Origin of the sequence: Streptomyces sp. NBC_01445, assembly GCF_035918235.1 — a bacterium.
GTDB lineage: Bacteria > Actinomycetota > Actinomycetes > Streptomycetales > Streptomycetaceae > Streptomyces.
The window spans coordinates 2886470-2899608 of the sequence record NZ_CP109485.1; the positions used below are offsets into that span (position 1 = coordinate 2886470).

A 13139-nucleotide genomic window follows, 5' to 3' on the forward strand; every position below is an offset into this window, starting at 1 on the left:
TTCGGACGAGGTGGGCACCACGGACGGCACCCACCAAGAAGCTTGCTACATTGCGCAACTGTACAACCCCGGATCCGAGTGAGGGCGCACCCCATGGCAGGCACCCGTGAGCAGTTGGCACCCGCGCGCCGAGGCGGCGGCGCCAAGTCCCCCGCACGCGCGGCGCGACCGAGGCGCAGCCGCGTGCGCTTCACGCTCGCGATAGCCCTGTCCCTGCTCGTCCTCCTGACGGGCGGCGTGGGCTGGGTGTATCTGAAACTCGGCGGCGACATCAACACGTTCAGCTCGGACGGCATCTCCGGCGACCGCCCCGACGCCGACGCGTCGAAGGGGGAGAACGTCCTCGTCATCGGCTCCGACGCGCGCACCGGGGGCAACGAGGCACTCGGCGGGGGCGACAAGGGCGACATCGGCCGCTCGGACACGACGTTCCTGCTGCATGTCTACGCCGACCATCGCAACGCCGTGGCGGTGTCCGTCCCGCGCGACACCCTCGTCACGATCCCGCCCTGCAAACTGCCCGACGGCAGTTGGACCAGCACGCGGCCCGACACGATGTTCAACGCGGCGTACTCGACCGGCGAGACCGCCGGCGGGAACCCCGCCTGCACGCAGAACACGGTGGAGAAGCTGACGGGCCTGCGCGTCGACCACACCGTCGTCGTGGACTTCAAGGGCTTCGCCGCCCTGACCGACGTCGTCGGCGGCGTGAAGGTGTGCCTGCCGCAGCCCATCTACCAGCGCGACCTCAACCCCCATCGCACGACCCCCGGCAAGCTCCTGTTCCCGCGCGGCGAGCAGAGCGTCTCCGGGCAGAAGGCCCTCGACTACGTCCGCCTGCGGCACGGCATCGGCGACGGCTCCGACATCGGCCGCATCAAGCGGCAGCAGGCCTTCGTCGGCAGCCTGATCAAGGAGATCAAGAGCAACGGCCTGACGCCCACGAAGCTCCTGCCGCTCGCGAACGCGGCCACGCGGTCGATGACCGTCGACCCCGGCCTCGGCTCCGCCGACAAGCTCCTCTCCTTCGCGATGTCCCTCAAGAACGTCGACCTGCACAACACCAAGTTCGTCACGATCCCCTGGCGCTACGAGGGAAGCCGCGTCGCGGTCGTCGAGCCGGACGCCGACGCGCTGTGGGCGTCGCTCAGAGAGGACCGGACACTCGACGGGAAGGACGCCAGCGGCAAGAAGGGCGCCGGGCCGAGCGCCTCACCCGCGCCCTCCGCCGCGCCGGATCCGGGGGACGGCATCCGCGTCACGGTCTACAACGGAACGACCGTCATGGGACTGGCCGCCCAGGCCGCGCGCGCCCTTGAGGACGACGGGTTCACCGTCACCGGCACGGCGACCGCGAACACCCGGAACCAGACGACCACACTCATCCAGTACGGCCCCGGCGAGAAGGCGCGAGCGGGCACGCTCGCCCAGCGGTTCCCGGGCGCACGCCTCGAAGAGACCTCGACCACGGGCATCAAGGCGCTTCTCGGGCAGGACTACGCGGACCATCCGTCGACCGCCGCGACGGCGTCGCCGGAACCCACCGGCATACCGTCCGACGTCTCCGACGACGCCCGCTCCGCCGACGACAGCCTGTGCTCGAACCTGTCCTACGGATGACGCGCCACGGCTGGGCACCACGGCTGAACCGATGCAACCGACCGGGACCGTTCAGCGTCTTCACCTCTGTCTGTACAGTTGCGCAAATTCGCAACGCACAGCCAAAGCACAGCCAAAGCACAAGCACCACACATCACCGAGGGGAACGACGCACACGTGGGCATCATCAGCTGGATCATCCTCGGCCTCGTCGCCGGAGTCATCGCCAAGGTCCTGCTCCCCGGCCGCGACCCGGGCGGCCTGATAGGCACCACCCTCATCGGCGTCGCGGGCGCGTTCGTCGGCGGCTGGATCTCGTCGCGGTTCCTGGACCGCCCGATCGACAACCAGTTCTTCGACGGGACCACCTGGATCGCGGCCATCGGCGGCTCGCTCGTGCTGCTCATCGGCTACCGCCTGCTCTTCGGCAACTCGCGCGACTGACGGGCCGGTCGATCCCCCATGGGCCCAGGCCCGCCGGCGTCACCGTCCGGGCCGGTGCGCCTCACGAGCATCCCTCCCCGTTCGGCGCACGGCGCCGGTGAGGTGCTGCTCCACGACGAGGGCGGCGCGCTCGTCGGCCAGGTCCGCTTCCGGCTGTGCGCGCCCTGCCGCACGGGCCGGCTCCTCGGCATCTGGATCCTGGAGTCACGCCGACAGGAGGGGCTCGGCCGGCGGGCGGTGCGGGTCGCGCTGGCCCAGGGTCACGGCCACCGCTGGAACACCACCCTCCAGACCCGCCCGGGGCGCGGCTTCTTCCTCGCGGTGACCGCGCACGAAGGCGTCCCCCTCGGGCGCGGCCGGCCTCTCTGCCCGCATCTCCTGGGCCCCTTCGGCGACGCCCTGCGCCGCCTCGGCCTGCGGCGGCTAGTGTGTCCGCCCCACGACGAGCCAGCGTGAGGGGAGCTCGATGCGGGTGCCGTCCGGTGTGTACTCCGTGGTGGTGAGCGGGAGTTCGCCGCTCGCGAGCACATCGAGGCCCGCGGTGCGTACGTAGTCGGGGACCGCCGCGTCGGACACCTCGCCGGGTGCGATGCCGTGCGCGAAGACCGGTGCCAGCTTCGCGGGCGGGCCCGTGGGGCTCTGCGCGAGAGACATCAGGACGGGCCGGGCGGCCTCGGCGAGCTCCACGACGAAGGCACGGCCGCGCTCGCCGACGAGCGCCGCGATGCCGTCGACGAGGGCCTGGCGGTCGTCGGTCTCGCACTGGTGGAGCACGCCCCGCATGTACACGTTCGCGTCGCCGAGCTCGGAGTGCAGCTGGTGGGCCTCGGTCTGCTCGGTGGCGTCGAGCTGCCGGAAGTCGGCCCGGCCCGCGGGGTCGGCGCGCCGGGCGTGGCCGAGGGCGGCGTCGGAGAGGTCGGCGCCGACGACGCGGGGGCAGCGGTCGGCGAGGAAGCGCGTCTGGGTGCCGTTCCCGCAGCCGAGGTCCACGACGGGAAGGCCCTCCGTCAAGTGCGGCTCGAACAGGGCGAGATGAACCTTCGCGGTGAGGGCGGGCTCGGCGTCCCAGAAGACTCCGCCGGGTTCGCCGGGAGCCTCACGCCAGAAGCTCTCCCAGGCGTCCTTGTACCGACTCGTCACGCTCATCTGCAGCTCCCGGGGTGCGGTGGCACGGCAAGATCGGTCTACCGCGCCCCGGGCCCGCCCACAAGCACCCGGCGCATACCTTCACGCCGCATTCGATACGGGTACGCCCGATGCGCTCCCTCGCCAACTACGCTCGCGGCAGAGCCAGTTCGAACCACACGGTCTTGCCGGAGCCCGTACGACTCGTGCCCCACTCCCTGGCAAGGGCGCTCACGACGCGCAGGCCGCGCCCGAACTCGTCGCCCGGGCCCGCGTTGAGCAGCGTCGGCAGCCTCTGGTCGTCGTCCTCGACCTCGCACACGAGGGTCCCCGAGCGCACCAGGCGTACCTCGACGCTGCGGGTGCGGGCGTGCCGTACGGCATTGGCGACGAGCTCCCCGGCCATCATTTCCGCGGGGCCGGTGAGCGCGCCGAGTCCCCAGGCCGTGAGCTGGTCGCGGACGAGGGCGCGCGTGCGGCGCACCTCGGCGGGGTCGGGGGTGACGCTCCAGTCGGCGACGTCCTCGGGCGCGATGCCGTTGAGCCGAGCCATGAGGAGGGCGACGTCGTCCTTGCGGCCGCCGCGGCCCGCGTCAGCAAATGTCACAGCCAGGGATCTGATGATGGTGTCGCAGGCGGCGTCCATGGAGGCCGCGGGGTGGGCGGCGGACTCGCAGAGCGTGGCGAGGCCGACGCCGATGTCCTCGCCGCGCACCTCGACGAGGCCGTCGGTGCACATGACGAGCCGGTCGCCGGGCGCCATCGGGACGCGGACCGATTCGAAGGGGACGCCGCCGACGCCGATGGGCGCGCCGGTGGGCAGTTCGAGCAGCTCGCTGCGGCCGTCCTCGGCGCGGACGAGGACCGGCGGGATGTGCCCGGCGTTGGCGAGCTCCAGCTCGTTCGCGATCGGGTCGTAGACCGCGTACAGGCAGGTCGCGAGGTAGTGCTCGCCGAGGCGCTGAGCGAGGTCGTCGAGGTTGCGCAGGAGCTGGGCCGGCGGCAGGTCGAGGGCGGCCATGGTCTGGACGGCGGTGCGCAACTGGCCCATCATCGCCGCCGAGTTGAGCCCGTGGCCCATGACGTCGCCGACGACGAGTGCGGTCCGCGAGCCCGGCAGCTTGATCGAGTCGAACCAGTCGCCGCCGACGCGGCCGAGGAGCGTGCCGGGCAGATAGCGGGTGGCGATGTCGCAGCCGGGCATGTGCGGCTCGATGTGCGGCAGCATGCTGTCCTGGAGGGTCTCGGCAACGCTCTCCTGGTACGTGTACATGCGGGCGTTGTCGAGGACGAGGCCCGCGCGGGCGGCGAGTTCGGCGCCGGTGACGCGGTCCATGTCGTTGAAGACCGGGCGTTCCCGGTGGCGCAGCAGGATCATGAACCCGAGGACGACGTTGCGCGCCTTCAGGGGCACCACCAGCATCGAGCGGTCGGTGATGAGGGGCCTGATGTCGCGCTTCTCGAACTGCGACGCGATCGCGTTGCCCATCTCCTCGGTGATGCGCGGGACGAGGACGGGCTGCCCGGAGGTCATGCACTGGAAGAACGGCGTGTGCGCGGGGAACGGCATGGACTCGCCGACGGGGACGACGTCGTCCCAGCGGCCCGGCTCGTCCGTGTGCTCCAGGGCGACGCGGTGCCACAGGGTGGTCGCGTCGGGCGGGCCTTCGGGGAACCCCTCGCCCGCGACGACCTGTTCGCGCAGATAGGTGCCCGCGACGTCCGTGAAGCGTGGTACGACGGCCCGGCTGACCTCGATGATCGTGCGGGACAGGTCGAGGGACGAACCGATGCGCCCGCTCACCTCGTTGAGGAACTCCAGGTGTTCGCGGACTGCGGCGTACTCGAGGTCGTCCGCGTCGTCGTCGGGTGCGCGGCGCGGCGCGGGCAGTCCGGCGGCGGCCGCGCGGGCGGCCTCCTCCCTGCGGGCCTTGCGCTCGGTGCGCCGGGGCACGCCCCAGTCGGCGGTGACGGGTACGCGGTCGTGGAGGCTGAACTCCAGTACGGGATAGCCGAGTTCGAGCACCTGGGAGACGATGCGGGCGCTCTCGCCGACACTCATGCTGGGCAGGATGGCGGGGAGTCCGCGGGCCAGCTCGTCCGCTCCGGGGAAGTCGGTGTGCAGGGCGAAGCCGGGCGCGATGCGCTCCAGGGGATGCCCGTCGGGCACGTCGTCGGCGTGCAGCCGGCCGGCGTCGGCGGCGAGTACGAGCAGCTTCTCGGGACCGGGGCCGACGAGCGGGTAGGCCCACCACAGGACGTCGATGCGCTCCCGGCGCGGAGCTTCGAGGCGGGCGCGGCCCGCGGCGGGGTACGAGGCCCGCCCCTCGAGCGAGGACTCCAGGCCGGGGCCGAGCCCGTCGTACGCGCCCTCTTCCCCGTACGCCTCGGAGTCGGGGCCGTCGGGCAGTGCGCCGGAGACGGGCAGCAGGTCGGTGGCGGGGCGGCCGACGGCGTCCTCGCGCGCGGGGCCGAAGAGGCGGCGCGCGCCGGTGCTCCAGTGCGAGACGAGTCCGGACTCGCCGACCACGACGACCGCCAGGGGTACGCGGCCGGGCACGGGGCTCTGCGGGGCCGTCCCGGTGCCACTGTGCATGGCCTGCGCTCCCTTCCCCGCGCGGCGACCGAGCGTCATTGGTTCGGCCCTTTCCCGTTCCACGGTACGCGGTACGGGGGTACAGGGGGCTGCATCGGCCGAATTGAACGGGCGTTGCGCGCCGGGGCCGGGCACGCTGCCCGGCCCCAACACTCAGTCCTCGTGGCCCAGTTGCAGGTCACGCTCCGTGCGGCCGCCGCCCGCCATGTGCAGCACCGTGGCGACCGGCGGGTAACCGGCGGCGATCACGGTGTACTCGCCCGACGACAGGTCGACGAAGCGGAACGTGCCGTCGGCGCCCGTCGTGAGGGTGTCGACGACGTTGCCCGCCGCATCGAGGAGGGTCACCCGCGCGTCCTCGACGGGGCGTCCGCCGCCGGCCCTGACCGTGCCGCGCAGCACGGCGCCGCCCGCGAGTTCGACGTCCTGGCGGGTCTCGCGCGCGGCCATCACGGTGACGGGGAGCGCTGCGGGGCGGAACGCGGGCGCGCTCCCGGCGAGCGTGTACTCGCCGGCCACCAGCTCCGTGATGACGTAGCCGCCTTCGCGCCCGCTGCGGGTCGTGGAGACGACCTCGCCGTGGACGTTGGTCAGGGTCACGGTGGCGTCGCGCACGGGCGCACCGTCTGCGGTCAGCACACTCCCGGCGAGCCGCCCGGCGCCGCCGAGGACTACGTCGAGGTCGACGGGCCGCTCCCCCACGGTGACGGTCACGGCCTGGGGCTGGTGTCCGCCCGCCGCCGCGATCAGGACGTAACTTCCGGCGCCGGGCGTCGACAGGGCGTACCGGCCGTCGTCGCCGCTCGCGCCGCGTCCGATCTGCTGGCCGCCGACGTCGATGAGGGTGAGCGCGGCGCGCGGCACCGCGGTCCCGTCGGGGTGCTGGACGATGCCGCAGACCGGCACGCCGGCGCCGTACGAGGTCCGGGCCTGGGACGGGACTGAGGTGGTCTCGCCGCTCGGGGCGCTGTGGGGGGCGGCACTGGACAACAGGGGTGTCTCCTTGAGGAAGAAGGCGATCACGAGGCCGAGGACGAGCACCGGGACGAGGTAGAGGAAGATCCGGGGCATGGCGTCGGCGTACGCCTGGATGTAGCCGTCGCGCAGCGCGCGCGGCAGGGCGTGGACGAGCTGCGGGGTGATGGACTCCGGGTCGGGCAGGCCCGCCCCCTTGGGCAGCCGGTCCGCGAGGGCGTCGGCGAGCCGGTCGGCGAAGAGCGTGCCGAAGATCGCGGCGCCGACGCTGCCGCCGATCTGCCGGAAGTAGTTGTTGGCGCTGGTCGCGGTGCCGATGTCGGCGGGGCGCACGGCGTTCTGCACGGCGAGGATCAGCACGGGCATGATCAGGCCGATGCCTGCTCCGAGTACGGCCATGTAGAGGCTGTAGTGCAGTCGCGGGGTGTCGACTTCGAGGCGGGACAGGAGCCACATGCCCGCCGTCGACAGGGCCCCGCCGAGGATCGGGTAGATCTTGTAGTGCCCGGTGCGGCTGATGAGCTGGCCGGAGACGATCGAGGCGATGACGATGCCGCCCATCATCGGCAGCATCAGCAGCCCCGACTCGGTGGCGCTCGCGCCGTCGACCATCTGGAGGAAGGTCGGCAGGTAACTGGCCGCTCCGAAGAGGGCGATGCCGATGACCATGCCGACCAGGCTGGTGATGTTGAAGACAGGGTCGCGGAACAGCCGCAGCGGGATGATGGGTTCGGCGGCGAAGTGCTCGGCGACGACGAAGAGCACAGCCGTCACGGCCGCTCCGGCGGCGAGCCCCAGGATGACCCGTGAACCCCAGGCGTATTCGGTACCGCCCCAACTGGTCAGCAGAACGAGGCAGGTCGATGCCGCCGCGAGGAGCAGGGCCCCGAGGATGTCGAGTTCGGCCTTGACCCTGGGCCGGGGCAGTTTGAGTACGACGGTGACGACGGCGAGCGTGACCAGGCCGAAGGGCACGTTGATGTAGAAGCACCAGCGCCAGGTGAGGTGGTCGGTGAAGTAGCCGCCGAGCAGCGGGCCCGCGACGGACGCGAGGCCGAACGCGGCGCCGATGAGGCCCATGTAGCGGCCGCGTTCGCGAGGCGGCACGATGTCCGCGATGATCGCCTGCACGCCGATCATGAGCCCGCCGGCGCCGATGCCCTGGACGGCGCGGAACGCGATGAGTTCGTCCATGTTGCGCGACCAGCCGGCCAGCGCGGAGCCGACGACGAAGACGGCGATGGCGAACTGAAAGACGCCCTTGCGGCCGAAGAGGTCGCCGAGTTTGCCGTAGATCGGCAGGCCGATGGTGGCGGTCAGGAGATAGGCGGTGATCGCCCAGGACATCTTGTCGAGGCCGTGCAGCTCGCCGACGATCTTCGGCAGCGCGGTGGCGACGATCATCTGGTCGAGCGCGGCGAGCAGCAGCGCCAGCATGAGCCCGAAGAAGACCATGCGGACCCGGCTCGGGCCGAGGCCGTGATCCGGGAACTGCCGCTGCTCCACGGCCGGTTGGGGCTCGGGGGCCGGGGTCGGTTCCGTCGCCGGCACCGGCCACGGCTCACTCGTCACCAGCGTCGTCGTGCCCACCTGTCGCTCCCCTCGTCGCGCCTGCGCCGCATATTTCTCGCATTACGCGACAACTGCGGGCAAGCGCGACGAGCGGCGGCTCCGGCGGGTTCCAGGCGCGAATGCGCCGGTGGGAGCCCTACGGCGTACAACCGCGCGCGAACGGAAAACCACTCGAAACGGTGAGCACTACATCGGGGTACTGCACCGGCGCACTACACCGGGGTTACTTCTCCACCTCGGCGGCGAGCTTCGCGAGGACGGCGTCGTAGATGCGGCCGAGGCCCTTGGGGGCGAAGGTCTTCTCGAAGAAGCCGCCGATGCCGCCCGCGCCGTTCCACACGGTGCTGACGACGACGCGGGAGGCGCCCTCGCCGGAGGGGGTCACACGCCAGGTGGTGACCATCGAGGAGTTGCGGTCCTTCTCGACGAGCTCGCCGTCGGTGGGCTCACTGACCTCGAGGAGGCAGTCGCGGACCCGCTTGCTGGTGGCCTGGAGCTTCCAGTGGACGAGCGTGCCCTCGCCGTCACCGCCCTCGCGGACCTCGTACTCGCTGAAGTGCTCGGGCAGCAGCTTCGCGCGCGTGCCGCTGTAGTCGGCGAGCGCGTCGAATACGTCGTCCGGCTTGGCGGCGATGACCCGCTCCGTGATGGCCTCGACCTGCGCCATGGCACTTCCTCCAGCAGTCGGTGTTCTCGGTGTTCGAGAGGGAGGCCCAAGCCAACCACCCTCCTGGGTGGCCACCAAAATCGGGGTCGCACGATCAAGGGAACATGTGTTCTATTCTGTGCCCAGTGCTAGCTAGGAGGCGTCATGCGCTGGGAGAACCTCACGGAGAATCCGGCCGAAATCCCGACAGGGAGGGTCACGGACGCCGCGCTCTTCGGCGCGGACAACGTGATCACCCGCACGTTCAACACGCCTGAATTCGCGGGCGTCACGTTCCACGAGATCCGGGCCAGGTCGATCGTGAACCGCGTGCCCGGCGCCTCGCGCATGCCGTTCGAGTGGACGGTCAACCCGTACCGGGGCTGCACGCACGCGTGTGTCTACTGCTTCGCCCGCAAGACGCACAGCTATCTGGACCTCGACACGGGCCTCGGCTTCGACAGCCAGATCGTCGTGAAGGTGAACGCGCCGGATCTGCTGCGCCGCCATCTGGCCTCGCGCCGCTGGCACGGCGAGCACATCGCGATGGGCACGAACGTGGACTGCTACCAGCGCGCGGAGGGGCGCTACCGGCTGATGCCGGGAATCATCGAGGCGCTCAGGGACTACGCGAACCCGTTCTCGATCCTCACGAAGGGCACGCTGATCCTGCGCGACCTCGACCTGCTGCGGCAGGCCGCCGAGGTCACCGACGTCGGCGTCTCCGTGTCCGTCGGCTTCGTCGACCGCGAGCTGTGGCGCACGGTCGAGCCGGGCACGCCCGCGCCGGAGCGGCGCCTCGACGTCGTCCGCGCCCTCGGCGAGGCCGGCGTCGGCTGCGGGGTCCTGATGGCCCCCGTGATCCCGTTCCTGGGCGACCACCCCGGGCAGCTGCGGGAGACCGTACGGGCCGTCGCGGCGGCCGGGGCGACCTCCGTGACGCCGCTCGTGCTGCATCTGCGGCCCGGGGCGCGCGAGTGGTTCATGTCCTGGCTCGGCCACCACCACCCGCACCTCGTGCGGCGCTACGAGCGGCTGTACGCGGAGGGCGCGTACGCCCCGAAGTGGTATCAGCGCCGGATCACCCGTCAGGTGCACGAACTGGCCGAGGAGTTCGGCATCGGCCCCTCGCGCGCGGAGGCCCCGCGACGCCTGCGCGCACGCCAGGAGCCGGAGCCCGCCCCCGCGGCCACCCAGCTCACGCTTCTCTGATCGCGCCCCTCCCGGACACGTACACGCCAATCGGGTCAACTCTGCATAGAACAGGACGTTCTCGGCATGGATTCGGGGACCATGCCGCGGGGGCCGCGCGCTCGCGGCCCCGAACCCTCCATCCTGGGAGGCCCGATGAAGAAACGCGTAGCCGCCGTGTGCGGCGCCGCCACCATGGTGGCCGGCATGCTCGCCGCGGCTCCGGCCGCCGCCGCCCCGACCCTTTCCGTCCAGCGCGCAGCCCTCACCTGGAAGGACTGCGGCACCAAGAAATACCCGACGCTCCAGTGCTCCTCGGTGCGGGTGCCGCTCGATCACAACCGCCCCGCCGGCAAACAGATCACGCTCGCCCTGTCCCGGGTCCGGCACACCGCGAAGACGTCGCAGGGCCCGCTCCTGGTGAACCCCGGCGGCCCCGGCGGCAGCGGCCTGGCGCTGGCGGGCTTCGTGGCACGCGAGCTGCCGAAGAGCGTCGCCGCCCAGTACGACGTCGTGGGCTTCGACCCGCGCGGCGTCGGCAAGAGCAAACCGGCCCTGAACTGCCGGCCCAAACACTTCGCCACCGTGCGCCCGCCCAGCGTGCCGTCCACCCCGGCGATCGAGCGCGCCAACCTCGACCGCGCGCAGGCGTTCGCGAAGGCGTGCACCACCAAGTACGCGAACGTGCTCCCGTACTTCGACACGGTGAGCGCCGCCAGGGACTTGGACGCGATCCGCGCGGCGCTCGGCGCGCAGCAGCTCAACTACTTCGGCTACTCGTACGGCACCTACCTGGGCGCCGTCTACGCCAAGCTCTACCCGCAGCGCGTGCGCCGCCTGGTGCTCGACTCGATCGTCGACCCGGGCGGTGTCTGGTACGACGACAACATGGGGCAGGACCACGCGTTCAACGCCCGCCACCAGGCGTTCCTCGCCTGGGTCGCGCGGCACGACGCGACGTACAAGCTCGGCAAGGACCCGGCGCAGGTCGAGGCCGAGTGGTACGCGATGCGCAACGCCCTGCAGAAGAAGCCGGCGGGCAAGAAGGTCGGGGCCGCCGAACTGGAGGACACCTTCCTGCCGGGCGGCTACTACAACGGCTACTGGCCTTATCTGGCCGGGGCGTTCGCGGCGTACGTGAAGGACAAGGACCCGGCCCCGCTCGTCAAGACGTACAAGGAGCTCGGCGCCGTCGACGCCTCGGGCAACAACGGCTACAGCGTCTACACGGCCGTGCAGTGCCGCGACGCCGGGTGGCCGCGCGACTGGAACCAGTGGCGCGACGACAACTGGCAGGCGTACGAGAAGGCGCCCTTCTCGACCTGGAACAACGCCTGGTACAACGCGCCGTGTGCGTTCTGGCCGATGAGTCCGCTGGCGCCGACGGACGTGTCCAACGACGAGCTGCCGCCGACGCTGCTCTTCCAGGCCACCGACGACGGCGCCACGCCCTACGAGGGCGGGGTCGCCGTCCACCGCGAGCTGCGCGGCTCCAGCCTGGTGGTCGAGCAGGGCGGCGAGAACCACGGCGTCAGCCTGAGCGGGAACGCCTGCCTGGACCGGTACCTGGCCGACTATCTGCGGACCGGGAAGGTGCCGCGCGGCAGCGGCGAGGCCGACGCGACGTGCAAGAAGCTGCCGGAGCCGAAGCCGCTCGCGAAGAAGGGCAGGGCCGCCGGTCCACCCCCGTCACGCGGCATGCGCCTGCACGGGCTGATGGGCTTCCGCGGCTGAGCAACTCCCTGTGATGCACACCCTGGCCGGGGCGGTGTCCGCCGGGTCACGATGGGCGCATGAGCACCCCTCGAACCCACGACACCGCCCTTGCCGCGTTCCCGGCGGCGGACATCCACGTCCGGGACATGGCCGACGCCGACTGCGAGGCGGTGGCGGGGATCCGGATCCGCGGCTGGCGGACGGCGTACGCGGGCCTGATGCCGGCGTCCTATCTGGCCGCGCTGAGCATCGAGGAGGACGCGGCGCGCAGCCGCGAGCGTCTCGCGCAGGCCGGCTCGTCGGTGGTGAACGTCGTCGCGGAGCGCGCCGGCGACCTCGTCGGCTGGGCCTGCCACGGCCCGTCCCGCGACGACGATCTCCCGCCCGGGGAAGCCGAGTTGTACGCGATCTACGTGCACGACGGGCAGCTGTCCACCGGCGTGGGCCGCACCCTCCTGGACACCTGCCTGGACCGCTGCGCCGACGCCGGCTACGAGCGGATACGACTGTGGGTACTCAAGGGCAACGCTCGCGCCCGCAGGTTCTACGAGCGCGCCGGGTTCACCCCGGACGGCGCCGAGGAGCCGTTCGAGGTGGACGGGGAACCTGTACCGGAAGTGCGCTACGTGCGCGCCGTCCGCCGCTGACGCTCGGGCTTCAGCTCCAACGCTGCTCGGGCAGTCGCGCGAGCGCGCGCACCGCGGCCTCCGCGAGCGCCGGGTGGGCGAGGGCCGCGGTCAGGGCGGGACGGGCGCGGGCGTCCCCGAGGCTGCCGAGCCCCTCCACGCACGCGAGCGCGACCGCGCGGTACGGATCGCGGGGACCGAGGCGCCGCTCCAGGGTGGTGATCAGCGCGGGCGCGGACTCGGGGGCGCGCAGCGCGGCCAGGAGCCGCACCGGGTGCAGCGCGTACGCGACCCGCAGCTCGTTCGTGGCGAGCGCCGCGGCCGCGCGCGCGGTGCGCGGGTCGCCGAGCGCGGCCAGAGCGTGCGCGGCCGTGGCACAGCGTGCCGGGTCGCGGTGGTTGAGGAGCAGGACAAGCGCCTCGAAGGCCCGGCGGTCCCCGGCCGCTCCGAGGCGGTACGCGGCCAGCTCACGCGCCCACAGCGGCTGCCCGGGCTCGGTCAGCACGGCCGCCAGCTCGTCGAGGTCGCCGGTCGCCGCGATCCGGTCGAACAGCGGGGAGGCGCCCGACTCGGCCCGTAAGCGCTCCGTCACCGATCGCAACTCTTCGTCCATGCGGTCCAGCGTAGACAGGCCTCGGGCCCCGGCGAC

Annotated in this window: 11 protein-coding genes; 6 read left to right on the forward strand and 5 right to left on the reverse strand. The window is 72.0% G+C overall.

What is annotated here, in order from left to right; all coding sequences use genetic code 11:
- The first annotated feature begins 93 nt into the window (after positions 1–93).
- From OG574_RS13280 to OG574_RS13290, 3 genes are all read left to right on the forward strand, one after another.
- Entirely contained in the window at positions 94–1620 is a 1527-nt protein-coding gene (locus OG574_RS13280) for an LCP family protein (protein WP_326773392.1), read from the forward strand.
- Positions 1621–1776: 156 nt separating this feature from the next.
- Positions 1777–2043, forward strand: coding sequence for a GlsB/YeaQ/YmgE family stress response membrane protein (locus OG574_RS13285; RefSeq protein ID WP_100591537.1), 267 nt, complete (start codon positions 1777–1779; stop codon positions 2041–2043).
- 54 nt (positions 2044–2097) lie between these two features.
- Positions 2098–2499 (forward strand): GNAT family N-acetyltransferase, encoded by a 402-nt coding sequence (locus tag OG574_RS13290; protein WP_326773393.1) that lies wholly within the window; start codon positions 2098–2100, stop codon positions 2497–2499.
- On the opposite strand, the gene OG574_RS13295 is transcribed toward OG574_RS13290, so the two are convergent.
- The 4 genes from OG574_RS13295 to OG574_RS13310 form a co-directional block, all read right to left on the reverse strand.
- Positions 2467–3189 carry a class I SAM-dependent methyltransferase gene (locus tag OG574_RS13295; RefSeq protein ID WP_326773394.1) on the reverse strand — a complete coding sequence of 241 codons (723 nt, stop codon included), beginning with the start codon at positions 3187–3189 and terminating at the stop codon, positions 2467–2469. The two genes, OG574_RS13290 and OG574_RS13295, sit on opposite strands and share 33 nt — an antisense overlap.
- 127 nt (positions 3190–3316) lie before the next feature.
- Entirely contained in the window at positions 3317–5764 is a 2448-nt protein-coding gene (locus OG574_RS13300) for an ATP-binding SpoIIE family protein phosphatase (protein ID WP_326773395.1), read from the reverse strand.
- 153 nt (positions 5765–5917) lie between these two features.
- Positions 5918–8329 carry an MFS transporter gene (locus tag OG574_RS13305; protein WP_398374710.1) on the reverse strand — a complete coding sequence of 804 codons (2412 nt, stop codon included), beginning with the start codon at positions 8327–8329 and terminating at the stop codon, positions 5918–5920.
- A 205-nt stretch (positions 8330–8534) separates the two neighbouring features.
- Positions 8535–8978 carry an SRPBCC family protein gene (locus OG574_RS13310; RefSeq protein WP_326773396.1) on the reverse strand — a complete coding sequence of 148 codons (444 nt, stop codon included), beginning with the start codon at positions 8976–8978 and terminating at the stop codon, positions 8535–8537.
- Positions 8979–9122: 144 nt separating this feature from the next.
- Here OG574_RS13310 and OG574_RS13315 point away from each other — a divergent pair, with 144 nt between their 5' ends.
- The 3 genes from OG574_RS13315 (at position 9123) to OG574_RS13325 (ending at position 12511) form a co-directional block, all read left to right on the forward strand.
- On the forward strand, positions 9123–10169 hold the full coding sequence (locus tag OG574_RS13315) for an Rv2578c family radical SAM protein (protein ID WP_326773397.1): 1047 nt from the start codon (positions 9123–9125) through the stop codon (positions 10167–10169).
- A gap of 135 nt (positions 10170–10304) precedes the next feature.
- The gene (locus OG574_RS13320) at positions 10305–11882 is read left to right on the forward strand and encodes an alpha/beta hydrolase (RefSeq protein WP_326773398.1); all 1578 of its coding nucleotides are present in this window, start codon (positions 10305–10307) and stop codon (positions 11880–11882) included.
- Positions 11883–11941: 59 nt separating this feature from the next.
- The gene (locus OG574_RS13325) at positions 11942–12511 is read left to right on the forward strand and encodes a GNAT family N-acetyltransferase (RefSeq protein ID WP_326773399.1); all 570 of its coding nucleotides are present in this window, start codon (positions 11942–11944) and stop codon (positions 12509–12511) included.
- A 10-nt stretch (positions 12512–12521) separates the two neighbouring features.
- On the opposite strand, the gene OG574_RS13330 is transcribed toward OG574_RS13325, so the two are convergent.
- On the reverse strand, positions 12522–13103 hold the full coding sequence (locus OG574_RS13330) for an adenylosuccinate lyase (RefSeq protein ID WP_100591529.1): 582 nt from the start codon (positions 13101–13103) through the stop codon (positions 12522–12524).
- Positions 13104–13139 lie beyond the last annotated feature (36 nt).

Bases quoted from the DNA above. Each gene is read 5' to 3' on its own strand.
- OG574_RS13320 (WP_326773398.1), top strand. From the start codon at position 10,305: ATGAAGAAACGCGTAGCCGCCGTGTGCGGCGCCGCCACCATGGTGGCC.
- OG574_RS13325 (WP_326773399.1), top strand. From the start codon at position 11,942: ATGAGCACCCCTCGAACCCACGACACCGCCCTTGCCGCGTTCCCGGCG.
- OG574_RS13330 (WP_100591529.1), bottom strand. From the start codon at position 13,103: ATGGACGAAGAGTTGCGATCGGTGACGGAGCGCTTACGGGCCGAGTCG.
- OG574_RS13300 (WP_326773395.1), bottom strand. From the start codon at position 5,764: ATGCACAGTGGCACCGGGACGGCCCCGCAGAGCCCCGTGCCCGGCCGC.
- OG574_RS13315 (WP_326773397.1), top strand. From the start codon at position 9,123: ATGCGCTGGGAGAACCTCACGGAGAATCCGGCCGAAATCCCGACAGGG.
- OG574_RS13310 (WP_326773396.1), bottom strand. From the start codon at position 8,978: ATGGCGCAGGTCGAGGCCATCACGGAGCGGGTCATCGCCGCCAAGCCG.
- OG574_RS13280 (WP_326773392.1), top strand. From the start codon at position 94: ATGGCAGGCACCCGTGAGCAGTTGGCACCCGCGCGCCGAGGCGGCGGC.
- OG574_RS13295 (WP_326773394.1), bottom strand. From the start codon at position 3,189: ATGAGCGTGACGAGTCGGTACAAGGACGCCTGGGAGAGCTTCTGGCGT.